Genomic DNA, 23,255 nt, shown 5'->3' with positions numbered 1-23,255 from the left:
CGCAATCAAATTCGAAATGAAGCAACACAACAAGCTGTGGCGCAATCAACGATACAAAATCGAAAACGAAAAAAGCTCCTTAAACGATTAAAGAAACCACCTGCAAGTTCTTAACCGGATATTACTGATTATGGCTGGGATAATATTGCCTCTATTCGAACACTCGGCAAGACCGAATAGCAGGCCACAACCATTTGTCTTATTCTGCGAAGGAGAATATTGTGACGAGCAATGCACCGGTTCCATACAGGCCCCTTGGACTCCTGAAAAATCTTCTGGAAAATCTGGGATTCCATGTGGCTTATTGCTACGAAGACCTCGTTTTCGTCGAACATAATGCATTTTTGTTGCGCATGGAGGAAAAAGGCGAGGAGGTGAGTCTGCTGTTCAATTCTGAGTCAGATATGGACAAACGTGAGGCAATCGCTGCACAATTTACAACCGAAGGCAAAGCGCATAATCTCATCATCTCCTTTCCGGGGACCTATCAAATGGTCCCCAATGAAGCAGACGGCACCATCGCTCTTGCATTCCAAGAGTGATGGTGCCGTAAAAATTCCCCTTCTTCTTCTTGTAAATACGGTTCAATTTATATACTATCCTGTTCATTCTTTAACGCACACAACCTTAAACAGGAAGGAACCGCCATGACCAAAGATTATTCTCGCTATCCAGACCAGCATCCTGATTCCACCGGGCACTTCGGTGCCTACGGTGGGTCATATATCCCACCTGAATTGCAGCAGGAAATGGATAAAATCACCGATGCCTATCTCACCATAAGCAAAACCCATCGATTTATCGAAGAACTGCGCTCCATTCGGACACACTATCAGGGACGGCCGACTCCGATATACCACGCGGATCGTTTGTCGAAGATGTGCGGCGGCAGCCAGATCTATCTCAAGCGTGAAGATCTTAACCATACCGGGGCTCACAAACTCAATCACTGTATGGGCGAGGGGCTGCTGGCCAAATACATGGGGAAAAAGAAATTAATCGCCGAAACCGGTGCAGGACAACACGGTGTGGCCCTGGCAACCGCGGCGGCCTATTTTGGCCTGGAATGCGAAATCCATATGGGCGAAGTCGATATTATCAAAGAGGCACCCAATGTTATCCGCATGAAACTGCTTGGCGCCACGGTAGTGCCCGTTTCTTTTGGGCTCAGAACCCTGAAGGAAGCAGTCGATTCGGCTTTCCAGGCCTACCTGAAAGACCCGGTCAACTCAATCTACTGTATCGGTTCGGTGGTTGGCCCCCACCCTTTCCCCATGATGGTGCGTGATTTCCAGGCCATTGTCGGCATTGAATCCAGGGCACAATTCCTGGAAATGACCGGCAGCTTACCGGATGTGGTCTGCGCATGCGTCGGTGGCGGCAGTAACGCCATGGGCATTTTCTCAGGCTTTATCAACGACCCCGTCAAACTCATCGGCGTCGAACCCGGAGGACGTTCACTCAATCTTGGCGACCATGCGGCCACCGCGACTTTCGGCAGGCCAGGCATTATCCATGGGTTTAAATGCTACCTGCTTCAGGACGAAAAAGGCGAACCGGCTCCGGTTTATTCCATCGCCAGCGGACTCGATTACCCCGGCGTAGGCCCGGAGCACAGTCTTCTGAAAGACGAAGGGCGTATCAGCTACGAAATAGCCGATGACGTGGAAACACTTGATGCGTTTTATACGCTCAGCAGCGTCGAAGGGATTATTCCAGCCCTTGAGAGCGCCCACGCCGTTGCCTATTGCATGAAATACGCCAAAGAAATGAAACACGGCAGTATTCTGATAAACCTGAGCGGACGGGGCGATAAAGACCTCGGCTTCGTCACGGAAAACTATGGTTTCAACATCGACGAAGCGAAAAAGAGCATGGCCTGAAAACACCGGCAACCCCCTGACTGTCTCCTCTTGCGGAGACAGTCGATCGGGCTTTCCCCTCCCGCCTGTATTCCCGCTTACCATGGCCAGTGCGTACCCCACTTGCCATTCCCTTGTTTTTTCCCAAAAAATCCTGACGCATAGCGATCCAGATGCAAAACCGCAATTTATTTTGGTCGTACGACCAAAATAAAACTTGCCAAGCACACCGCCCGGCATTACGTTATGAGCAAATACCCATAAACGGAGCACTGCATGCCAAGACCGAAAAAAATGCGACTTGTATCGGACCATCCGTTGATGTCCGGGTACCTGCCTGAAAACATGGCGCCCACCGGCACTGTCAATCTATCGGTGGAAGGAATGGAAGCCATACGCATGAGTGACCTCGAAGGTCTATCGCACGAGGCTGCCGCCGAGCAAATGGATATATCGAGACAGACCTACGGCAGAGTATTGGCCGAGGCGCGCAAGATCGTTGCCGAGGCACTCGTAACCGGAAAAAGGATTTGCTTTGGCGGGGGCATGTATGCACTGCATGGTGGACATCGACGACGGCGGCAAAGGGGTCGCCAATAAATTGCCCATTGATTTTTCGGATTTTCCCCGAAAAATTCAATGAAAAAACACAACTGGAGGTACTCTCATGCCACAAGGAAACGGCGGCGGACCGAATAATACCGGCCCCAACAATAACGAAAACAACAAACAGGACAACACCAACAAAAGATGCACTCCCGGCGGCAGAGGATTGGGCCGTGGTGGCGGCCAGGGTCGCCGGGATGGAAGCGGAGGCGGCCAGGGTCGTGGCGGTGGAGGCAAAGGCGGCCGGCGCAGTCAAGGTTAAATCAATGTGAGAACAGGAGGTTGAATCATGCCAGGATTTGACAGAAGCGGACCAATGGGTGGTGGAGCAATGACCGGTGGACAAAGAGGATTCTGCAACACGACCAATAGAGCAGGCGCAGGCGCTGCTGCAGGATACGGATTTGGCCGAGGATGCCGCAGAGGCGGTTTTTATGGCGGTGGAGCAGGCCGGGGCTTTGGACGGGGGTTCGGGGTAGAAGGACGCACTGTCTCTTCGCCCATGGGCGCGGCCGCCCCGACGGATGAGCTGGAATACCTCACCCGGCAGGCGCAGAATCTGGAAAGCAGTCTGCAAACGATAAAAAAACGAATTGACGATTTGCAGCAGAAGTCGGAATAAAACAGGAATAAGAAAGTGTTGCCATTACGCTCACCAAAAGCAGAGTTGAGAATGTAATGGCAACAACTTCACAGAAATTTCCACCAGGGTCCAGGCCGAGACAGCGCAGTCACAGTCGACATTGTACTGTAAGGGAATATTACACGTTATCATATACTTCCAGATGGCCGTCCGGCTCAGGCCAACTCGTCTTGTCACTTCCGCTTTATTCCAACCACAGTCGGTCAGAAGACCAAATAGAATGTCCTTGCTACGATCTATCTGGATACCCGCAATGTACCATAAAATAAAAGTGCCCATCACCAAACGGTCCCTTTATTACTGGATTTTCCGTAAACATCACGGATTGCAGCTATTCCTGCTGGCCATTATTCTGATGGGCGTTTTTTTCAAGGTTGTGCCGCTGGAGCTGCAGAAAAGAATCGTCAATGAAGCCATCAGCCAACGAGATGAGCACCTGCTTCTGTGGTATTGCGGCCTCTACCTGTCAGCGGTTCTCCTGGCCGGGTTGAGTAAATACCTGATCAACATGCTCCAGGTGATCATTGGCCAGAAAATCCTCATCGGCTTGCGGACAGAACTCTATTTGCACGTGCTGCATTTGCCACTCCAGCGTTACCGGGGCCTGCGGCCGGGGTCAGCCATCTCGGCCATTACCGGAGAACTGAATGCCATAGGTGCTTTTCTGGGCCAGGCCCTGGCCGTTCCACTCACCTCAATAATTACCTATGTCGTCGTGTTCAGCTATATGTTTTCATTGAGCCGTACGCTGACCCTCATTACCATCGCTGTTTATCCGTTTGAAATCGTCCTCATTCCCCTGCTGCAAAAAAAGTTCAACACCTGGAATCAAAAACGCATCAGCACCGTGCGGGAGATGAGCGACACCGTCAATGAGGCCATCAGCGGAATCGTGGAGATTCAGAGTTATAACAGATACCAGTTTGAAAAAGACAGGATCAGCCGGATAATAGCCAAACTCTACCGCATAATCATCACCCTCAATATCTTTAAATTCGGCATTAAATTTTCGGGTAATTTTTTCCAGGCCCTGGGGCCTTTTTTATTATTTCTAGTCGGCGGCCATCTGGCAATCAACGGCCAGTTCAGCCTTGGCGCCCTGGTGGCATTTCTCTCCGCCCATGAAAAGCTGTACGATCCCTGGCAGGAGCTCCGCCTTTTTTATCAAGAATATCAAAATGCCCTTGTCAGCTATCAACAGATCACCAGACTTTTCGAGAATCATGAAACACTGCCGCCCCCGGCTGCAGCGCAGGTCATTTCACCCGCTGCCTACCTGGAGCTTTGCCATATCTATTATAACCTCCCCGGCAACGTCACCCTCCTGCGTGACGTCAGCCTGAGCATACGCAAAGGTGAACATATCGCCCTGATAGGAGCGTCAGGATGTGGTAAATCCACCCTTGCCCTGGTGCTGGCCCGCCTGTATCAAACTTCAGAAGGCACCATCCATTTCCAGGGTCGGGACATGACCCATTGCTCCCCGGAGTTTATCAGCTCCCGAATTGCCATGATCCCGCAACGCCCATTTATTTTTTCAGGAACGATTGCGGAAAATATCATGTACGGTTTGCCTGAGACACCGGCAAACAGCGGCTCGCACACGGAAATCCGTGCGCGCATACGCCGCATCATTCAAAGCATCGGCCTGGAAAAGGACGTAATCTGGCTGGGAATGAGCTCTATCCCCCCCGTTAAGGAGGCACGCAAGCTCCAGAAACATGTCCTGAAGATGAGACAGATCGTGCATCATGAGCTCAGGAGTCAATTCGAAGAGGTCGTGGAGTTCTACGACCCTGATGCGTTTCTTCACTATGCCACCCTGCGCGACAATCTCATCTTCGGTGAATGCGAGAGCGGAAAACTGGCAATCGATAAACTGCCGACCAACGAGAAATTTCTCGTTTTAATGGAGAAAACCGATATTAAAAACGACCTGCTCGGTCTTGGCCTTGCCCTGGCCCGAATTACCATGGAGATGCTGCAACAGACCACGACTGACGAATCGTTTTTTACCAAAAGTCCCATGGAAGCTGTGGAAGTTGACAGATATGCCGATATCCTGAACCACCTGGATGATGCCGTCAGGTTGACCCGCGAGGAAAAAAATCGTCTGCTGCTCCTTGCTCTGCGTTATATACCGGCAAAACATGGACAGATTCGCCTGCAGCCGGAATTTACCGAAAAAATTCTCTCGGCCAGAAAGTACTTTCTCTCTGAAATGCAAAAGGTTGGCAATTGCCACGGCCATGAGCACCGTTCGGGAGAACTGTTCGACCCGGAAACATCCACAAAGGACAATGAGGAAAGTGAATTCAATACCTACTGTTACTCAGGCTATCTTTATAATCGTAATATCCGAACCAATATATTAATGGGCTCGGTCAAGAAGACATTTGAAGACATTCTGCAACTCAAAGAACTCGCCTGGGACACCTTTAAACGCAGAGGACTTCTGGAAGAAATTATTGATCTTGGTCTCGATTTCATTGTCGGCAGCCAGGGAAGCCATCTTTCCGGGGGACAAAAACAAAAAATTGCCATCGCCCGAGCCCTGCTCACCGACGCCCCCGTTCTCATAATGGATGAAGCAACGGCAAGCCTTGATAATATTTCGCAATCGATGTTTCAGGAGTATATTTCACAATCCCTCAGAGACAAGACAATCATCTCCATCATTCATCGCCTGGATCTCGCGCATTTCTATGACCGTATAATCGTGATGGATAACGGTGCAATCGTCGAAGACGGGACATACGAGGAACTCATGCGCCAAGAAGGTGCATTGTACCGGCTCTATCATAATAACACTCCCCCGAAAGCTCAGTGAATCTGCCGGGCATTGAACATTGTTTTACTTTACAGGTGATGCGAGCAAAACCGTTACCGCAGTGACGGTTTGCCCGGCAAGTAACGTTACCATATAGTTGCTGGACAAACCTGTATGGTTATTATTGATAGCATACCGTAGGACCTAGGAAATTATGCGCCCGGTTGGATGCCAACCGGATTATACCCATTTCCGCATCAATGCAGCTGAGGGAGCAGCAGGCAGGCTGCAATTCTTACCCAGTACAGAAGGATAAATAACCATGCCGACGTGTATCAATCACCCTGATCGAGAAACCAGCTACGTGTGCTTAAAAAACAATGTTGCTCTCTGCGAAGAATGTCTTGCCTGCAGTGATCCGCAACTTTTTTGTAAGTTTCGGCCGGCCTGTATAATCTGGTTTATGACCAAAAAGCTCGATGGGATGGACGCTGGCAGCAAAAAGGTCAAAAAATAATCCTCTCCGCAATAGCTTCGACATTGCGATGGCATCGCCCCAGCAACGACAAAACATCCTACAAAACAGGTAGCCATCCTTCTTTTTTGTAGGATTCCGCACAAACAGTCTCCTCGCATTCCCCACCGGGAAAAGACCGGCTTCAAAACATAACAGATTGATTTCATAGGATTAACACGACAATAAATCATCTGGCACATCCTTTGCTCAAGAGGGAATATGAAACGATCAACCTTACCTTGACGACAAAGGATGACAATATGAGCACAGCACCTCTTTTAAAAGACCGATCAAAACAGATTCACCGCAAGGGCTCTTCCCCATTTGAAATTGATTGCAATAAGGAAAGCCTTGCCGGAGCGGTAAGCCAGCGGGCCTGTGTCTTCTGCGGCTCACGGGTAGTCCTCTATCCCATCGCCGATGCGATCCATCTGGTTCATGGCCCGATAGGCTGTGCCGTCTACACCTGGGACATTCGCGGCGCGCTGTCGTCAGGGCCTGAACTGCATCGGCTGTCTTTTTCCACTGATCTGCAGGAACTCGATGTTATCTTTGGCGGGGAGAAAAAACTTGCCAAAGCCCTCGATGAACTGATCGATCTCCATCAGCCCAAGGCCGCCTTTGTCTATTCGACCTGCATTGTCGGAATTATTGGCGACGATCTGGAGGCCGTCTGTAAAAAGGCTTCCGAAGAAAAAGGAATCCCGGTGCTGCCGGTCGAATCAGCCGGTTTTAAAAAAGGCAACAAGCGGGGCGGCTATGAAGCCGCCTGCAATGCCATGTCCCGGCTGGTTGGCATGGGAGATATCAGCAACATCTCCAAACATTCCATTAACATTCTGGGCGATTTCAACCTGGCCGGTGAAATATGGTTGATCCGCGAATATTTCGAGCGCATCGGCATTGAAGTGGTTGCGAATATTACCGGTGACGGCCGGGTCGCCGACATTCAACGCTGCCATGGGGCGGCACTTAATGTGGTCCAGTGTTCCGGTGCGACGATGGATCTGGCCAATATGCTGAAAGACGGCTATGGCATTCCCTCCATCCGGGTCTCCTATTTCGGCATCGAAGATATGGCCGAAGCCCTCTACTCCGTCGCCCGCCACTTTGATGACCCGGAAATGCTCGCCAAGGCCAGGCAGGTGGTCAAGGACGAACTCGTCACCCTGCTGCCGGAGCTGGCCAGATACAAACAAGCCCTTACCGGTAAAAAAGCGGCCATTTACGTCGGCGGCGCGTTCAAGGCTTTTTCGCTGGTCAAGGCCTTCCGGCTCATTGGCATGGACGTGGTCATGGTTGGCTCCCAGACCGGCACCAAGGAAGATTATAACGAACTCGCAGAGATAACCGACGAAGGGTGCATCATCGTCGACGATGCAAACACCCTCGAGCTCTCCTCTTTCCTAAAAGAAAAGGACGTCGATGTCTTTGTCGGCGGAGTCAAGGAACGGCCCATCGCCTACAAACTCGGGGTGGCTTTCTGCGACCACAATCACGAACGAAAGGAGATGCTGGCAGGTTTCCAGGGCATGATGAATTTTGCCCGCGAGGTATACGGCTCGGTAATGAGCCCTGTCTGGAAATTTGTCCCCCGTAGATCCAAGGAGGGTTAATCATGACCACAATGCCAAGTTATACCGCAACCACGAATGCCTGCAAACTGTGTAAACCCCTCGGTGCGTCGCTTGCCTTCCGGGGTATCGAAAACTGCGTCCCCTTCCTGCACGGCTCCCAGGGATGCGCCACCTATATGCGCCGTTATATTATCAGTCATTTTAACGAACCCATCGATATCGCCTCGTCCTCCCTGGGCGAAAAACAGGCCATTTATGGTGGCGGAGCAAATCTGAAACTCGGCCTGAAAAACGTCACCACCAAATACGCGCCGAAGATCATCGGGGTCGCGACAACCTGCCTGACCGAAACCATTGGCGACAATGTACCGATGATCCTTGCGGAGTACCAGAAAGAGTTCGGCACTGCCGACTCCCCGCTGGTGGTCCATGTCTCGACTCCAAGCTATGCCGGGACCCACATGGAAGGCTTTAATGCCGCCATTAAAGAAATTGTCGACCAGCTGACCGTCGAATCGGAACCGAATGCAACCATCAACCTGTTCAGCGGGTTTATCTCCCCCGCCGACATCCGGTATCTCCGCGAAGTATGCAGTGACTTTGACCTCGATGCGACAATTCTCCCTGACTACTCGGACACGCTCGATGGCCAGGCACTGAACGATTATCCACTTATCCCCGAAGGCGGCACGCCTCTGGCGGCAATAAGGGCCATGAGCGGAGCCAGGGCCAGCATAGAGTTCGGCGCAACGCTGCCGGCTGAAACCGGCGGCAAAGTACTTGAACGAAAGTTCGGCACCAAACTGTATCAGACCGGGCTGCCCATTGGCATCCGGGCGACCGATACCCTTTTTGCCCGGCTGGCAGAACTCAGCGGCAACAAAATTCCGGCCAAATATGTAGCGGCCCGGGGACGACTGATCGACAGTATGGTCGACGGCCATAAATATATTTTCGGCAAACGGGCGGTGGTCTACGGGGAAGAAGATCTGGTTGTCGGCATGACCTCCTTTCTCGCTGAAATCGGCATTCATGTCGTCCTGTGCGCCTCCGGCGGTAAAAGCGGAAAAATGGCATCCGGTGTTGCCGCTGCCCTTGCAGGGATGGATTGTGAACTTCCGGTGGTAAAAGAAGATGTCGATTTTTTCGATATCGAAACCATGGCCAGAGAGCTGCAGGTCGACCTGGTTATCGGCCATTCAAAGGGATATGCCTTTGCCAGAAAAGAGAATCTTCCCCTCATTCGAGTGGGCTTTCCCATCCATGACCGCATCGGTGGGCAGCGGATTCTGCATCTCGGGTATCACGGTGCGCAGGCATTGTTTGATCTTATCACCAATACCGTTATTGAAAAAAAGCAGGGCGATTCCCCCGTCGGCTACAGTTATATGTGATGGGCTCGTAAAACGACAACCTTTTAAAAACCTAATTTTTACGATGGCTAAGTAAAAAACTTTCTGTTCGAGGGGTGAATGTTTCTATTGTTATGGTGTGCTAGAGTTCGCCGTAATGATGGCAAAACGCAACGCCCGAAGGAAGTGCCCTTGGGGTACAACGAAGAATATGAAGACACCTCTCCCCTTTTGGGGGTTTTTACGACACCATCAAAGGACATAACATGAAAAATTCAGAGAAAAGAGATTTTCGCAGCCACCCCTGTTTTAATGCCGACGCTAAAGGGAAATTCGGCCGAGTACATCTGCCCGTAGCGCCCAAATGCAATATTAAATGCAACTTCTGCGATCGTAAATATGACTGTGTCAATGAGTCACGGCCAGGTGTCACCAGCACCGTCCTCTCCCCGGAGCAAGCCGGTGTCTATATGCAGCGGGTGCTGGAAAAGGAACCCCGGATCAGCGTGGCTGGCATTGCCGGGCCCGGCGACCCTTTTGCCAATGGTCCGGAAACCATCGCCACCATGCGCACGATCAGGAAAAATCACCCGGAAACCCTTCTCTGTGTTTCCTCAAACGGCATGGCCATCGGGCCTTACATTGAGGCCTTGGCGGAAATAGAAGTCTCCCACGTAACTATCACCGTCTGTGCAGTTGATCCGGAGATTGGCCAAAAGATTTACTCCTGGGTACAAGACGGAAAGGTGATCTATCATGGATTGCAAGCGGCGGAAATCCTGCTGTCCCGCCAGCTTGCGGCAATCAAAAAATTAAAGGCCCATGACATTACAGTAAAGGTCAATTGCATTGTCGTCCCGGGAATCAATGACCACCATATTGAAGATGTCGCCCGAACCATGAAGGAACTGGGTGTTGACCTGCTCAACTGCATGGCCATGTTTCCCAACGTCAACACCCCCTTTGGCCACCTTGCCCAGCCGGATAAAGAACTGATGGAACGGCTTCGTGCCAAGGCTGAAGAGTATCTACCGCAGATGCGTCACTGCACGCGCTGCCGGGCCGATGCGGTAGGTCTGCTGGACGATGATCGTACCGAAGAATTCAGAAGCTGCCTGACCGCCTGTTCGTCACTCAAACCAATGCCTGCCGAAATGCGCCCGTATGTGGCCGTTGCGACAGAAGAAGGAATACTGATCAACCAGCACCTCGGTGAGGCACGCACCTTTCAAATCTGGGAGCAGCTTGACGGCTCCTATCACAAGGTCGAGGATCGTTCAGGGCCCGGAGTCGGCGGTGGAATCAAGCGCTGGCATCAGTTGGCCAAAATCCTCGGCGACTGCCGTGCCGTGCTGATCAGCGGCATCGGCGCAACGCCCCTGGAGATACTTTCCAAGTCCGGGATAAAGCCGATCGAAGCAGCCGGATTTATCGAAGAAGGCTTGCAGGCGGTTTACGAAAACAGAAAAACCTCATCGCTCAAAGGTAGAAAAGTCTCCTGTGCCGACGGCAGCTGCAGTGGATCGGGCGGTGGATGCGGTTAAATTTCTCTTTTGCATTTGTGTCAGGCAGAAAGGTGATTATTTATATCAGTACGCGATTTTCCTGTTTGCGTAAGGCATCCGGAATCAATTTCTGATAACCGAATGCCTGCCACCCTAAACAAAGGAGAATATTATGAAAGATACTGGAAGCTTGCACCAAAAAGTCCAAGGTCTTTGCGACTGCTTTGCCACCAACGACCCCCTCAAAGAAATGTCCAAGGTAAAGGGCGAGTCCGACACTGACGAGGCGGCATTGAAATGGATCGCCCTGGCCATTCTGCACGGGATTAACAGTAATGCAAAAGAAATAACCATCGCCAACACCAAAAAAGAAGGCGTAAAAGTAACCGCCGAATACAGAAAAGCAGACCTTCCTTCCCCCGGTGGCCCGATAGCCGAAAAAATCATTAACGCGGTAAGGGAAATCTCCCATCTTGAAGGGGGCAAAGCGGAAACAACTCTCGCCTTTGGCATCCGCAATAACAGCATGGATCTGAAAATTAAATCCAAGCATGAAGGTGGCGACGAAAAAATAACGATAAAATTCCCATAATTCTGTAATTTTTCCACTCGAAAAAAACCACGCCAAGCTGTTCTTTTCACAGCTCTAATACGGCTTTCTGGTTGGTAAAGCCGCCAGAAAGCCGCAGAATTACGCAATCATCGCCTGCAAGAAAAAATATTATGACTATTGTCTCACATTGTGGCACGAAACCAGATGCCCTCAATCAACAAATGTCTTAACAATAATCTTTACTCATGCAAGGCTATGCAAAAAAGAATTCCTATTCATCGTGAACTCCCTGATCTCGTAACTGTTCCTGAGGCCGCCAGATTCCTCGGGGTAGGACGAAAAGTGGTTTACCAGTTACTCGAGCATGGTGTATTACGCGCCATCAGGCAACAGAGCAAAATTTTCATCGACCCCTGTTGCCTCTACGACTTTCAGAGCAAAGGCAAAATGGCCTGAAACAGACGCCATCCTGACAACGTCCCTCGGAACTCTTCGAGGGACGTACCTGTCTCAGCGTAGCCTGTTGCATCTTTTCATATTTTTTCACAAGTAAATATTCTGTCGGCAGTTCATTCTTGCAGCTTGCTGCCCGCAGCGCGGAATTAAATCAATCAGCTTGTTATGGCTGGCTAGTTTCACGACGAAATGGCCTACCGAACCGGAGCTGCATCTCTATAAGATGTATTGTCTTTTCTCAGAACAGATATTATTTTTTGTGATTACCCCTAATGTTAAGCTACTGAACCAGGGTGTGGGCTGTTCGTTTCCCGGGACGCCGTAAACCCATCCCTGGGGGCTTCGCTGCAGCCATCCTTGGCTGCAGAGACCCGTAAAACAAACAGCCCACACCCTTCCATTTCGACAAGCTGAGCTTGAGGGGTAATCAGATTATTTTTTGCGGATTAGCGACTGATAAATATAGTGCCTGGGGTTTTGACCAGAAAATTATTTTGTGCCGGAACTTACCCCGCAAAGCTTTTTGGCAGGCTAAGTATTATAGTGAAAAATGATGCTCATTTCGGGGAGTTCCCCTGAGCCAATACGTTTTCAACCAACTCCATTGTCTTACCAGCCCCGCTTAGCAGCGCGGTATACGTTCCTTCACGGAAAAATTTTCTACTGCACTCAATGAAGAGGAGATAAAGCATGCGAATCGGTGTACCAAGAGAGATACACAACGGCGAGAAGCGGGTGGCGACGACGCCTGAAGCAGCCGAACTGCTTAAAAAGCTCGGTTTCGAAATCAGCATTGAATCAGGTGCCGGTTCCGCCGCAAAATTTCCCGATGAGGCGTATCGTGCCGTTGGCGTAAGGATAGAAAGCGATGCACAGACGCTGTACCGCGAATCGGACATCATCCTCAAACTCCGGCCACCTGAATCAGATCCCGATGGTCCTCTGGACGAAGTGGCGTTGCTCCGGGAAGGACAGACCCTCATCAGTTTTATTCAGCCTGCGCAAAATCAGAAGCTTTTGCAAAACCTGGCCCAGAAAAAAATCTCCGTGCTGGCAATGGACTCCATCCCGAGAATATCCCGGGCCCAGAAGATGGATGCGCTGAGTTCGATGGCCAATATCGCCGGGTATCGGGCCGTCGTTGAAGCGGCCCAGCACTTTGGCCGATTTTTCACCGGCCAGATCACTGCGGCCGGCAAGATTCCCCCGGCAACAGTGCTGGTTATCGGGGCGGGAGTCGCCGGCCTTGCGGCAATCGGCGCCGCCAGAAGTATGGGCGCAATCGTCCGGGCCTTTGACACGCGTCCCGAGGTGAAGGAACAGGTCGAGAGCATGGATGGCGAATTTTTGATGCTCGATTTCCCGGGGGAAGACGGTTCTGGCGAGGGCGGCTATGCCAAGGTAATGAGTGATGAGTTCATCAAGGCTGAAATGGAACTTTTTGCCCGCCAGGCCGAAGAAGTCGATATTATTATCACCACCGCACTCATCCCGGGCAAACCGGCCCCCGAACTGATCACCGAAGCCATGGTCAAATCCATGAAGGAAGGCAGTGTCATTGTCGATCTTGCTGCCGAAAACGGCGGCAACTGCAAACTCACCGAAGCCGATAACGTGGTGGTGCGACACGGAGTAACCATCATCGGGTACACCGACCTGCCGTCACGCCTCGCCACCCAGTCCAGCCAGCTGTATGCCACCAACCTCCGTCATTTGTTGACGGATCTCACACCGCAAAAAGATGGTGTGATTGCTCTTAACATGGAAGATGAGATAATTCGCGGCGCCACGGTCATCAAAAATGGTGCAATCACCTGGCCTCCGCCTGCGCCGAAACTTTCAGCTACGCCTAAAAAGCAGCCGGCATCGGCCACGAAACAGCCGAAAGTCGAAAAAAAACAAAACCCGCTCGGTCTGTTTCTGTTAATCATCGTCAGCGCTCTTGCCTTACTGGGCCTGGGCAGCGTTGCCCCTCCGGCCTTCATGTCCCATTTCACTGTTTTTGTCCTGGCCTGTTTTGTCGGATATATGGTTGTCTGGAATGTTAAACCGTCGCTGCATACACCGCTTATGAGTGTCACCAACGCGATCAGCAGCATCATCGTCATTGGTGCGCTGCTGCAGATCTCGTCTCAAAGTGGTTTGATCATGTTTCTGGCCGGAATCGCTGTTTTGATTACCAGCATAAATATTTTCGGCGGCTTTGCCGTCACTCATCGCATGCTGGCCATGTTCAGAAAGTAGGAGGACACACATGTCACAAGGTATTGTCAGCGTAGCCTATATCGGCGCAACTATCATGTTCATCCTCGCCCTGGGTGGTTTGAGCCAGCCGGAGACTTCGAGACGGGGAAATTATTTCGGCATGTTCGGCATGCTCCTCGCACTGCTGGCCACTATTATCGGTATTGTTTCGGACAACTATTTTATCTTATTTGCCGGCATTGCCATCGGTGGTTCTATCGGGCTTCTGGTTGCCAAGAAAGTCAAGATGACCCAGATGCCGGAACTGGTGGCGATCCTGCACAGTCTTGTTGGCCTTGCCGCGGTACTGGTTGGTTTTGCTAATTTTATCGGCCATGACACGGGCCTTGCCGGCATCGACAAGACCATCCATGACATTGAGACATATCTGGGCGTACTCATCGGCGCCCTCACGTTCTCCGGCTCGATTGTTGCTTTTCTCAAACTGAGCGCCAGAATCAGCGGCAAGCCGATGCTTCTTCCGGCCAGGCACTGGCTCAATCTTGCTCTGCTTATCGGCGCCATATGGCTGGGAAATATATTCGTCGGCCAGTCGGCGCTGGGCGGCGGCAGCTGGCCTCTGGTCATGATGACCATAATCGCCCTAGCCTTCGGAGTGCATATGGTCATGGCCATTGGCGGGGCCGATATGCCGGTGGTCATTTCCATGCTGAACAGCTATTCCGGGTGGGCTGCGGCGGCTACCGGCTTTATGCTCAATAACGATCTGCTCATCGTGGTGGGTGCGCTGGTTGGCAGCAGCGGCGCCATCCTGAGTTATATCATGTGCCGGGCGATGAATCGGAAATTCATTGCGGTTATCGCCGGCGGCTTTGGAACTTCAAGCGGTGCACCGGCTGCCGGAGTTGAGGGAGATGCCGGAAATATAATCGCCATTGACGGTGCAGAGGCAGCCGACCTGCTGTTGAATGCAAAAGAAGTCATGATAATCCCGGGCTATGGCATGGCCGTTGCCCAGGCCCAGCATACCGTACATGAGATCACCCGCAAACTGCGCGAGAAAAAAATTAATGTCCGTTTTGCTATCCACCCGGTCGCCGGACGTATGCCGGGACACATGAACGTGCTGCTGGCCGAGGCCAAAGTACCCTATGATATCGTCTTTGAATTGGATGAGGTCAATGATGACTTTCCTGAGGTCGATGTCTCGCTGGTAATCGGTGCCAATGACATCGTCAATCCGGCTGCACAGGAAGTCCCGGACAGTCCCATTGCCGGGATGCCGGTGCTGGAATGCTGGAAAGGTAAAACAACGATCGTCCTGAAGCGGTCCATGGCAACCGGCTATGCCGGGGTGGACAACCCACTTTTTTATAAGGAAAATACCCGGATGCTGTTTGGCGATGCCCGGGAAAGCCTGGATGGCGTATTGAAAAACCTGGATTAATCTCTATTCTGAGAGGCAATAATTTCTTTTTTATTGCCTCTCAGCATGTATTCCGCTCTGCCAGGGCTATCTTATCAATTCTTTTCTGGTGCCTGCCTCCCTGGAATTCAGCATTCAACCAGGCATCCACTATTTTGATCCCTTCCTCCAGGGAAATCATCCTCTCGCCCAGAGCAATCATGTTGGCATTATTATGTTCTTTGGCTAAACGGGCGCTTTCGACATTCCAGCAAACCCCGCAGCGAACACCCGGCACTTTATTGGCGACCATCGCCTCACCATTGCCGCTCCCGCCAAAAACCACGCCATACTCGCATTCACCCTTCGCAACACTTTCGGCAGCAGGGCGACAGTAGTCAGGATAATCAACAGCTTCTTCACTGTCCGTTCCAAAATCGATTACCTGATAGCCCTTATTCATTGCGTGGGCTTTGATAACTTCTTTCATTTTATAGCCGGCATGATCGGTTCCAAGCGCAATCTTCATCCCATCAGTTTCCTAATATACAGCCACATGGCGTCTTACTGCGTTTTGCATATTCGCAGAGCAGAACAGGCAATTCACTGAGGATTACCTTGGCGTCGGATCAGAGGCGCCGCCGGCATAGGTGCACTGCTTAAAATCCAGTGGCTTATGGCATTTCTTACAGGTGTGCTCATGATCGAACTCATCGGAAAAGATTTCAACTTCTGCACCACAATGACTACATTTACAGATGAACGATTTCAAGTTTTTAAAAGATTCAAATCCGGGACAGTGACTACTTGGGGTATTCATTCTGTTCACCTCCAGTGTTTACATGATAATCTGAAAAAAACCACCCCCAACGGGCATTAAAAATCCCGGCTTGCATCCTGTTTGCCGGGGTTAGGAAAAACATTGGCAAGCGTCGTGTTTCTGCTAATGCATCACTAACTTATCTAAGAATTGCAGAGAGCAAAGTCAAGTGACACATAGTGCTTCTTACTCCGTTCTCACAGGCTGTTACCTCCTGAAACCCTGGCAAAAGACAGAAGCCTGGAAATTAAAAAAGTCGGCGCAGCCACGAAATTTTAGCCTCTGCCTTCCTGCCAGCGGTACCACACTTGACGGCAGGCAGATAACGCTGCCGTCAAGACAAAAAAAAGGCCCCTAAAAAGGGGCCTTTTTTTACTACCATAAAGCAGGTGAACTGAAAAAACGGTTACATCATTCCGCCCATTCCGCCCATACCACCCATGCCGCCCATGCCTGGAGGCATTCCACCACCAGCGCCGGCACCAGCCTCTTCAGGGGCTTCGGCGATAACGCACTCGGTGGTCAGCAGCATACCGGAAACCGACGCAGCATTCTGCAGGGCGGTTCTGGTAACTTTTGCCGGATCGATAACACCGGCAGCGATGAGGTCTTCATACTCTTCCGTGGCAGCATTGAAACCCATTGCACCTTTTAAGGTCTTCACATGCTCAACGATCACCGATCCTTCACGACCGGCATTGTTGGCGATCTGACGAATGGGTTCTTCAAGGGCGCGGAGCAGAATGTTTTTCCCTGCTATCTGCTCGCCGGGCAAATCAAGCGCGGCCAAAGCGGTGAGACAACGGATATAGGCAACACCGCCGCCAGGAACAACACCTTCTTCAACTGCGGCACGAGTTGCATTGAGCGCATCCTCAACCCGGGCTTTTTTCTCTTTCATCTCAATCTCGGTGGCTGCACCAACATTGATAACGGCAACACCGCCAATCAACTTAGCAAGACGCTCCTGGAGCTTCTCACGATCGTAATCAGAGGTAGTATCATCGATCTGGGTACGGATCTGCTTTACGCGGGCGGCAAGCTTATCTTTATCACCGGCACCATCGATGATGGTTGTGTTGTCTTTATCAACGGTAATACGCTTGCAGGTTCCAAGATCATTGACAGTTACGTTCTCCAGCTTGATACCGAGGTCCTCGGTAATAACCTGGCCACCGGTGAGAACAGCGATGTCTTCGAGCATTGCTTTACGACGATCGCCAAAACCTGGCGCCTTGACTGCGGCAACATTCAAGGTACCGCGCAGCTTGTTGACAACGAGAGTGGCAAGAGCTTCACCATCAACGTCTTCAGCAATGATGAACAGTCCTTTACCCATCTTGGCGACAGATTCCAGTACCGGGAGAAGATCCTTCATGCTGGAGACTTTCTTTTCTACCAGGAGGATGTAGGGATCGTCCATGCTGACTTCCATACGGTCCGGATCGGTGACAAAATAGGGAGAGAGGTATCCGCGATCAAACTGCATACCTTCAACGACATCAAGACTGGTGTCCATTGATTTTGCTTCTTCAACCGTAATGACGCCCTCTTTACCAACCTTGTCCATGGCCTCGGCAATGATTTTGCCAATGGTCTCGTCGCTGTTGGCAGAGATAGTTCCAACCTGAGCGATCTCTTTCTGCTCTTTGGTCGGGGTAGCGATTTTGGCCAGTTCTGCAACCACGACCTCGACACCTTTGTCGATACCGCGCTTGATTTCCATCGGATTGCCGCCGGCAGCAACCAGCTTGACACCCTCACGATATATCGCCTGAGCCAGAACGGTTGCGGTTGTGGTACCGTCACCGGCAACATCGGAAGTCTTCGAAGCAACTTCCTTGACCATCTGGGCACCCATGTTCTCAAACTTATCCTTTACCTCGATCTCTTTGGCGACAGTCACACCGTCTTTGGTAATGGTGGGTGCACCGTAGGATTTTTCGATCAGGACGTTACGACCTTTAGGACCAAGAGTTACCTTTACCGCATCTGCCAGGATGTTTACACCTGCAAGAATCGACTCGCGGGCTTTCACTCCATATTTTAATTCTTTTCCAGCCATTATTGTATTCTCCCTTTTTCGTGTTCTACACTATTACGAAATATATTTTCATGAACAAAAACAACTTACGTCACAATTCCTTGAGGATTTACTTCTCCAGAACTCCCAGGATATCGTCTTCGCGCATGATCAGATAATCTTCTCCACCAAACTTTACATCCGTGCCGCCATATTTGGAAAACAGCACGCGGTCTCCAGCAACAACCTGCAAAGCAACCCTTTCACCTTTATCATTTAATTTGCCGGGTCCTACTGCGACGATTTCACCCTCTGCCGGTTTTTCCTTGGCACTGTCCGGGATAATAATACCACCTGCGGTTTTTTCTTCTTCAGCAAGTCTCTTTACCAAAAGACGATCATTCAATGGACGGATTTTCATTACTTCCTCCTAACGATACTAATTAAATGGTTCAAAAAAAAAGGGCCCATCGATTTTGTTTTTTCATGGAATCCCAACTTTATATTCTGCCCATTTTGGTGGGCAGGTATATCAAACTGGCCAAGAATATAGGGTTTGAATTTCAAAAATCAAGGGCGGTGGACAAAAAAAAGAGGAGGGAGTCGGCGACCCGACAGCAGTAATATAAGGTCGCCGAATTACAAATATTTTCTAATCAGGCGACACGAACCAGCCAGCGAAACGGATCGTCCTGATATCCTTTTTGAATGGCCTGAAGTTCCGTCAGTAATCGCGTCGACAATGGGCCTGTCTGACAGTTGTTGATCACATGGGTGCGGTCTTTGTACAACAACTCCCCGACGGGGGAAATGACCGCTGCGGTTCCGGTGCCGAAGACCTCCTGCAATTGTCCACTTTCATTTGCGGCGAGGACCTCATCAATGGCAATCTGTCTCTCGACAACATCGACGCCCCAGCTTGCGGCGAGTTTGAGAACCGAATCCCTGGTTAATCCGCCCAGAATCGATCCTTCCAGGGGTGGGGTTATCAGTTGATCGCCGATTTTGAAAAAAATATTACTCGTTCCAACCTCTTCGATGTATTTATGTTCGCAGGCATCGAGCCACAAGACCTGAGTGCAGCCGGCCTTTTTGGCAATCTCCGACATATAGAGTGAGGCCGCATAATTCCCGCCGGTTTTCACGCTGCCGACACCACCCTTGACTGCCCGGACATATTCATCACTGATATAAATTTTGGTCGGATTACAGCCTTCGGCATAGTAGGCACCGACCGGACACAAGATAATATAGAAATAATAGACACCGGATGGTTTCACCCCAAGAGTAGGTTCGGTCGCGATCATAGTCGGCCGGATATAGAGCGTTGCGCCTTCGGCTGCAGGCACCCAGTCTTTTTCCAGATAAATAAGGGCCTTGAGAATTTTCACCATCTTCTCGGCTGAAAAACGCGGCATGCACATCCGCAGGGCGGAATTGTTCATACGCTCAAAATTGTCTTTCGGTCGAAACAAAAACAGCTGATTGTCCTTGCCCCGATATGCTTTAAGACCTTCGAATATTGCCTGACCGTAATGGAAAACCATTGCCGCAGGGTTCAGGGTAAAATCATGATATGGGCATATTTTACTGTCATGCCACCCTCTTTCCCGGTCCCACTTCATCAAAAACATGTGGTCGGTAAAATGAACGCCAAAGCCAAGCTTATCGGCCGAAGGTTTTTCCTTCCGTTTATCCGCAGGCACTTTTTCCACTGTAACTTCAAGATCTTCCCACATTATCCCATTCTCCCTGACACGACTCGTTTCTATCACCAAATTTTCTTTGCTTAATCCGGTGAAGGATATATAGTTTCCTGCTAAACTCTGAGAACAAAGGCATTGAAACATTCTGCTGCCGTAGCCAAGCAGAATACCTCAGCCAACGGTTTTATTGCAACCCAATTTCTAACTTCCTGAGTGCTGATGATTAGTGACGTAGAAATTCTCTCGTGCTGTCCGAGAGAATTTCGTGACGGAACTTATCCCGCAAATCTTTTGGGCGGGATTAGTGATTTGATGACGGAACTTATCCCCGCACAACACGGGGACTGAAAAGAGTACCCGTCAAGCGAGTACTGAACAGAGTACCCGCAAGGGGCATTAAACAAAATCCCGCAAATCTTTTGGGCGGGATTAGTGATTTGATGACGGAACTTATCCCCGCACAGCACGGGGACTGAAAAGAGTACCCGTCAAGCGAGTACTAAAAAGAGTACCCACAAGGGGCATTAAACAGAATCCCGCAAATCTTTTGGGCGGGATTAGTGATTTCGTGACGGAACTTATCCCGCAAAGCACGGGGACTAAAAAGAGTACCCGTCAAGCGAGTACTAAAAAGAGTACCCGCAAGGGGCATTAAACAGAATCCCGCAAAGCTTTTCTGGCGGGGTGAGAGTCGGTTAATCACCTATTATTTCTTGGCAAAAACACTACCCATGAGCAAGGCCCCATCAGCACTTCCGTTTAACAACCAGCCGCCCAGCCCGGCGAGCATGAAGTATTTTCTGCTGGTCTTTATCATTTCGATTTTCTTCTTTGGCCGCATTCTCTGGCCACTGTGGTCGATTCTGGTACTGTCGTTTCTGCTGACCAATCTGTTTCGGCCCATTTACATCTTCGCCAGCAACAAGATACCGGATGCTCTCGCCTCAGCGCTCACCTGTCTGCTCATTATCGCTATTGTTTTTATCCCGCTGCTATTTTTCGTCTTTGCCCTCACCGACGAAGCACTCAATCTCATCAGCTGGGGAAAAGACAGTGGCGTTATTCTCAAACTGCAGACTTTTCTGCAGGAAAGTCCGTATGTTCTGCAAATCCAGCAACAATTGAAGGAGCTGGGCTTTAAATTCAACCCCACCCAGGTAACCGATACCTTTTCGTATCTCGTGAAAAACGGTGGACTGTTCCTCTATACTCAGGCCAGCGGCTGGGCAGCAAATATCCTGCAGTTTTTGTTTCTCTTTTTTATCATGATCCTGGTTATTTTCTTTCTCCTGATGGACCAGCCAAAATTAATCGCCTACATGATCCGCATCTCTCCTCTCCCCGAAGATGAAAACCATCTGCTGATTGCTAAATTTGATGAAATCGCCAATGCCATCCTCAAGGGAAATGGCGTCTGCGGCCTGATTCAGGGAATTTTAGGCGGGATTCTGTTTTCCATCTTAGATCTGAACTCGCCACTGCTGTGGGGTTCTGTCATGGCGGTTCTGGCCTTTCTGCCAATTTTCGGCATCGGACTGGTGATGATTCCGACGGCGATATTTCTCGCCCTGACCGGCCGGATAAACGAAGGTATTTTCCTGTTTATTGTCTATATCGTTCTTTCGGGCAGCTTCGAGTATCTCGTCAAACCCAAAATGGTCGGCACCCAGGTGAAAATGCACACGCTTCTGGTGTTTCTGTCAATTCTCGGCGGCTTGAGCGTCTATGGCATTTTAGGCATCATCTACGGTCCGCTGATCATAACGGCTTTTCTCACCCTGTCGGACATCTACTTGATCCGATACGACCAGCGCATTCAGCGGCAATAAGAGCCGTCAGTACCCTGCACCCCGCAGGGGGGTGCCGGAGAACGGTTACCTGAAAAGAAATCAGGTGAAGTCGATGGGGATCACATCCCAGCACGTCACCATGTCTCTTGACCAGGTAACAACCCGGGCTTTGGCATCCTGCGAGACAATGATGCCCAGAACATCGCGCAGCTTATGGCAGAGATAATAGAGCGACCGGTGCCGCGTACCGACGCTTTCAACCAGCTCAACCTGACGGCGGGTGGCCTCGGGATCAAGCGCCAGGGCGACACTGCCACCCATCTCCATGGTGCCCTGAATGATACCGCCAAAACCAATTAATTCCAGCCCCTCAGTGGTAACCACCGCCCCATCCACCCCGGTCAACCGGGCAATAAAACGGGCGAACTTAAAAATTCGCTCATCTAACTGGGCCATCTCTTCTGTTTGCAAAGAGACATAATCCTTCCATCCGGCATTATAGTCAGGACCATAGAGCCTGCCGCAATTTTTGGCCAGAACCTCCATGATCTGCAGGACGATTTTTCGCAGCTGATTTCGGGCTCCGTCTTCGGCAAAACGGTATTTCAGATCGATATAGGGATTATCGTGGGCAACCATTGCCTCCATCCCGGCCGGAAAAGAGATAATCGTGCCGCCATGACCTGAACGGCGCATGGTGCTGATCACATGCTTGAAGAACTGCAGATAAAGGCTGGGGACAAAAGACGGATCGATCCGTGCCCACTTCTTTTGCCCGGGATCCTGATTTTGTTCATGCAGCATGGCCAGCTCATCCCGTACCTGACCGAACCTTTTGGCCACCCATTGCGACTGAAATACATTCATAGCCGGGGCGGTTATATTGCCGCCACTCAACTGGGCCAGAATATCCTGACCGCGACAGACAATGAGGCGCCCTGATCCTACGACGTTGATCCCGAGAGCCGACGGCAAAGGAGTTGCCTGTTTGCTGCCACCGTGGATAACATGCATCCATTTGGAACCCGAATGGATCAAGCCCCAGATCTGCAGACCCTCGGAGATTCGGTAGCGTATGCCGATAAGAGAATTATTATAATCCGTCGAAGGGCCCAGCTTTAACAGTTCGTATTCGTTGTACGGTCGAGGTTTCGAAAAAACCAGGGTGAACAAGCCCTTGGATTCGCCACAACCATCGGCATCAATATCTTCCGGCTCGCACAGCATGATTCTGAAACGCAGACCACGCGCTTCCTCCTGCATCTGGCTGACCTGATAGCAGGTGGAAACCAGCTCCTCCACTACCGAAACATCCGGCAGTCTTTTGTAGCCTGCCCCGCCACTGTCAAGGCCGGGACTACCAAGGCGCCAGAGGGCCAGCAGTTCAAAAACCAGATCTTTTGGATACTTATGCAACATTGAGCATATCAGATGAAGGGGAAGAAGTTGGCAATCTGCCTGGATG

21 protein-coding genes are annotated in these 23,255 nt (G+C 50.7%); 14 read left to right on the top strand and 7 right to left on the bottom strand.

Annotated elements, in window-relative coordinates:
- The first annotated feature begins 221 nt into the window (after nt 1-221).
- The 6 genes from FCL47_RS23125 (at nt 222) to FCL47_RS23095 (ending at nt 5,941) form a co-directional block, all read left to right on the top strand.
- Entirely contained in the window at nt 222-542 is a 321-nt protein-coding gene (locus FCL47_RS23125) for a hypothetical protein (protein ID WP_136816087.1), read from the top strand.
- Nucleotides 543-647: 105 nt separating this feature from the next.
- The gene (gene trpB / locus FCL47_RS23120) at nt 648-1,883 is read left to right on the top strand and encodes a tryptophan synthase subunit beta (protein WP_136816086.1); all 1,236 of its coding nucleotides are present in this window, start codon (nt 648-650) and stop codon (nt 1,881-1,883) included.
- Between the two features lie 255 nt (nt 1,884-2,138).
- Entirely contained in the window at nt 2,139-2,462 is a 324-nt protein-coding gene (locus FCL47_RS23115; protein ID WP_136816085.1) for a DUF134 domain-containing protein, read from the top strand.
- Between the two features lie 67 nt (nt 2,463-2,529).
- Entirely contained in the window at nt 2,530-2,730 is a 201-nt protein-coding gene (locus FCL47_RS23110) for a hypothetical protein (RefSeq protein WP_136816084.1), read from the top strand.
- 27 nt (nt 2,731-2,757) lie between these two features.
- Nucleotides 2,758-3,090, top strand: coding sequence for a DUF5320 domain-containing protein (locus FCL47_RS23105; protein WP_136816083.1), 333 nt, complete (start codon nt 2,758-2,760; stop codon nt 3,088-3,090).
- Between the two features lie 274 nt (nt 3,091-3,364).
- Nucleotides 3,365-5,941 (top strand): ATP-binding cassette domain-containing protein, encoded by a 2,577-nt coding sequence (locus FCL47_RS23095; RefSeq protein WP_167496612.1) that lies wholly within the window; start codon nt 3,365-3,367, stop codon nt 5,939-5,941.
- A gap of 310 nt (nt 5,942-6,251) precedes the next feature.
- Here FCL47_RS23095 and FCL47_RS24490 read toward each other — a convergent pair whose 3' ends face one another.
- Nucleotides 6,252-6,500: a hypothetical protein gene (locus FCL47_RS24490; protein ID WP_153306391.1), complete on the bottom strand. Its 249-nt coding sequence runs from the start codon at nt 6,498-6,500 to the stop codon at nt 6,252-6,254.
- A 158-nt stretch (nt 6,501-6,658) separates the two neighbouring features.
- Between FCL47_RS24490 and nifE the strand changes: the two genes are divergently transcribed.
- From nifE to pntB, 7 genes are all read left to right on the top strand, one after another.
- Nucleotides 6,659-8,014 (top strand): nitrogenase iron-molybdenum cofactor biosynthesis protein NifE, encoded by a 1,356-nt coding sequence (gene nifE / locus FCL47_RS23085; RefSeq protein WP_136816080.1) that lies wholly within the window; start codon nt 6,659-6,661, stop codon nt 8,012-8,014.
- Nucleotides 8,015-8,016: 2 nt separating this feature from the next.
- The gene (locus tag FCL47_RS23080) at nt 8,017-9,369 is read left to right on the top strand and encodes a nitrogenase component 1 (RefSeq protein ID WP_136816079.1); all 1,353 of its coding nucleotides are present in this window, start codon (nt 8,017-8,019) and stop codon (nt 9,367-9,369) included.
- Nucleotides 9,370-9,593: 224 nt separating this feature from the next.
- A complete protein-coding gene (locus tag FCL47_RS23075) occupies nt 9,594-10,871 on the top strand; it encodes a radical SAM protein (protein ID WP_136816078.1) in 1,278 nt (425 codons plus the stop codon).
- 133 nt (nt 10,872-11,004) lie between these two features.
- The gene (locus FCL47_RS23070; protein ID WP_136816077.1) at nt 11,005-11,424 is read left to right on the top strand and encodes a hypothetical protein; all 420 of its coding nucleotides are present in this window, start codon (nt 11,005-11,007) and stop codon (nt 11,422-11,424) included.
- Between the two features lie 216 nt (nt 11,425-11,640).
- A complete protein-coding gene (locus tag FCL47_RS23065) occupies nt 11,641-11,841 on the top strand; it encodes a helix-turn-helix domain-containing protein (protein ID WP_167496611.1) in 201 nt (66 codons plus the stop codon).
- 690 nt (nt 11,842-12,531) lie between these two features.
- Nucleotides 12,532-14,085 (top strand): Re/Si-specific NAD(P)(+) transhydrogenase subunit alpha, encoded by a 1,554-nt coding sequence (locus tag FCL47_RS23060; RefSeq protein WP_136816075.1) that lies wholly within the window; start codon nt 12,532-12,534, stop codon nt 14,083-14,085.
- A gap of 10 nt (nt 14,086-14,095) precedes the next feature.
- On the top strand, nt 14,096-15,493 hold the full coding sequence (gene pntB, locus FCL47_RS23055; RefSeq protein WP_136816074.1) for a Re/Si-specific NAD(P)(+) transhydrogenase subunit beta: 1,398 nt from the start codon (nt 14,096-14,098) through the stop codon (nt 15,491-15,493).
- Nucleotides 15,494-15,533: 40 nt separating this feature from the next.
- On the opposite strand, the gene rpiB is transcribed toward pntB, so the two are convergent.
- The 5 genes from rpiB to FCL47_RS23030 all read right to left on the bottom strand — a co-directional run bounded on the left by rpiB (nt 15,534) and on the right by FCL47_RS23030 (nt 20,033).
- Nucleotides 15,534-15,980 carry a ribose 5-phosphate isomerase B gene (gene rpiB, locus FCL47_RS23050; RefSeq protein ID WP_136816073.1) on the bottom strand — a complete coding sequence of 149 codons (447 nt, stop codon included), beginning with the start codon at nt 15,978-15,980 and terminating at the stop codon, nt 15,534-15,536.
- Nucleotides 15,981-16,064: 84 nt separating this feature from the next.
- On the bottom strand, nt 16,065-16,271 hold the full coding sequence (locus FCL47_RS23045) for a hypothetical protein (protein ID WP_136816072.1): 207 nt from the start codon (nt 16,269-16,271) through the stop codon (nt 16,065-16,067).
- Nucleotides 16,272-16,677: 406 nt separating this feature from the next.
- Nucleotides 16,678-18,336, bottom strand: a complete 1,659-nt coding sequence (groL, locus tag FCL47_RS23040; protein WP_136816071.1) for a chaperonin GroEL — start codon at nt 18,334-18,336, stop codon at nt 16,678-16,680.
- Between the two features lie 88 nt (nt 18,337-18,424).
- Nucleotides 18,425-18,715, bottom strand: coding sequence for a co-chaperone GroES (gene groES, locus FCL47_RS23035; RefSeq protein ID WP_136816070.1), 291 nt, complete (start codon nt 18,713-18,715; stop codon nt 18,425-18,427).
- 235 nt (nt 18,716-18,950) lie between these two features.
- Nucleotides 18,951-20,033: a branched-chain amino acid aminotransferase gene (locus tag FCL47_RS23030; RefSeq protein ID WP_136816069.1), complete on the bottom strand. Its 1,083-nt coding sequence runs from the start codon at nt 20,031-20,033 to the stop codon at nt 18,951-18,953.
- A gap of 698 nt (nt 20,034-20,731) precedes the next feature.
- Between FCL47_RS23030 and FCL47_RS23025 the strand changes: the two genes are divergently transcribed.
- Nucleotides 20,732-21,829, top strand: coding sequence for an AI-2E family transporter (locus FCL47_RS23025; RefSeq protein WP_240744346.1), 1,098 nt, complete (start codon nt 20,732-20,734; stop codon nt 21,827-21,829).
- A gap of 60 nt (nt 21,830-21,889) precedes the next feature.
- Here the strand turns inward: FCL47_RS23025 and FCL47_RS23020 are convergent, their stop codons facing one another.
- The gene (locus FCL47_RS23020; protein ID WP_136816068.1) at nt 21,890-23,209 is read right to left on the bottom strand and encodes a putative sensor domain DACNV-containing protein; all 1,320 of its coding nucleotides are present in this window, start codon (nt 23,207-23,209) and stop codon (nt 21,890-21,892) included.
- Nucleotides 23,210-23,255: the final 46 nt, after the last annotated feature.

This window comes from Desulfopila sp. IMCC35006, from assembly GCF_005116645.1.
GTDB lineage: Bacteria > Desulfobacterota > Desulfobulbia > Desulfobulbales > Desulfocapsaceae > Desulforhopalus_A.
The sequence above is the reverse complement of the archived record's forward strand: the minus strand, read 5'-3'. Positions and strand labels throughout refer to the sequence as shown.

Excerpts from the sequence above, each read along its gene's own strand:
- trpB (WP_136816086.1), top strand. The coding sequence starts at position 648 with ATGACCAAAGATTATTCTCGCTATCCAGACCAGCATCCTGATTCCACC.
- FCL47_RS23115 (WP_136816085.1), top strand. The coding sequence starts at position 2,139 with ATGCCAAGACCGAAAAAAATGCGACTTGTATCGGACCATCCGTTGATG.
- FCL47_RS23110 (WP_136816084.1), top strand. The coding sequence starts at position 2,530 with ATGCCACAAGGAAACGGCGGCGGACCGAATAATACCGGCCCCAACAAT.
- FCL47_RS23105 (WP_136816083.1), top strand. The coding sequence starts at position 2,758 with ATGCCAGGATTTGACAGAAGCGGACCAATGGGTGGTGGAGCAATGACC.
- FCL47_RS23095 (WP_167496612.1), top strand. The coding sequence starts at position 3,365 with ATGTACCATAAAATAAAAGTGCCCATCACCAAACGGTCCCTTTATTAC.
- nifE (WP_136816080.1), top strand. The coding sequence starts at position 6,659 with ATGAGCACAGCACCTCTTTTAAAAGACCGATCAAAACAGATTCACCGC.
- FCL47_RS23080 (WP_136816079.1), top strand. The coding sequence starts at position 8,017 with ATGACCACAATGCCAAGTTATACCGCAACCACGAATGCCTGCAAACTG.
- FCL47_RS23075 (WP_136816078.1), top strand. The coding sequence starts at position 9,594 with ATGAAAAATTCAGAGAAAAGAGATTTTCGCAGCCACCCCTGTTTTAAT.
- FCL47_RS23070 (WP_136816077.1), top strand. The coding sequence starts at position 11,005 with ATGAAAGATACTGGAAGCTTGCACCAAAAAGTCCAAGGTCTTTGCGAC.
- FCL47_RS23065 (WP_167496611.1), top strand. The coding sequence starts at position 11,641 with ATGCAAAAAAGAATTCCTATTCATCGTGAACTCCCTGATCTCGTAACT.
- FCL47_RS23060 (WP_136816075.1), top strand. The coding sequence starts at position 12,532 with ATGCGAATCGGTGTACCAAGAGAGATACACAACGGCGAGAAGCGGGTG.
- pntB (WP_136816074.1), top strand. The coding sequence starts at position 14,096 with ATGTCACAAGGTATTGTCAGCGTAGCCTATATCGGCGCAACTATCATG.
- rpiB (WP_136816073.1), bottom strand. The coding sequence starts at position 15,980 with ATGAAGATTGCGCTTGGAACCGATCATGCCGGCTATAAAATGAAAGAA.
- FCL47_RS23045 (WP_136816072.1), bottom strand. The coding sequence starts at position 16,271 with ATGAATACCCCAAGTAGTCACTGTCCCGGATTTGAATCTTTTAAAAAC.
- groL (WP_136816071.1), bottom strand. The coding sequence starts at position 18,336 with ATGGCTGGAAAAGAATTAAAATATGGAGTGAAAGCCCGCGAGTCGATT.
- groES (WP_136816070.1), bottom strand. The coding sequence starts at position 18,715 with ATGAAAATCCGTCCATTGAATGATCGTCTTTTGGTAAAGAGACTTGCT.
- FCL47_RS23030 (WP_136816069.1), bottom strand. The coding sequence starts at position 20,033 with ATGTGGGAAGATCTTGAAGTTACAGTGGAAAAAGTGCCTGCGGATAAA.
- FCL47_RS23025 (WP_240744346.1), top strand. The coding sequence starts at position 20,732 with ATGAGCAAGGCCCCATCAGCACTTCCGTTTAACAACCAGCCGCCCAGC.
- FCL47_RS23020 (WP_136816068.1), bottom strand. The coding sequence starts at position 23,209 with ATGTTGCATAAGTATCCAAAAGATCTGGTTTTTGAACTGCTGGCCCTC.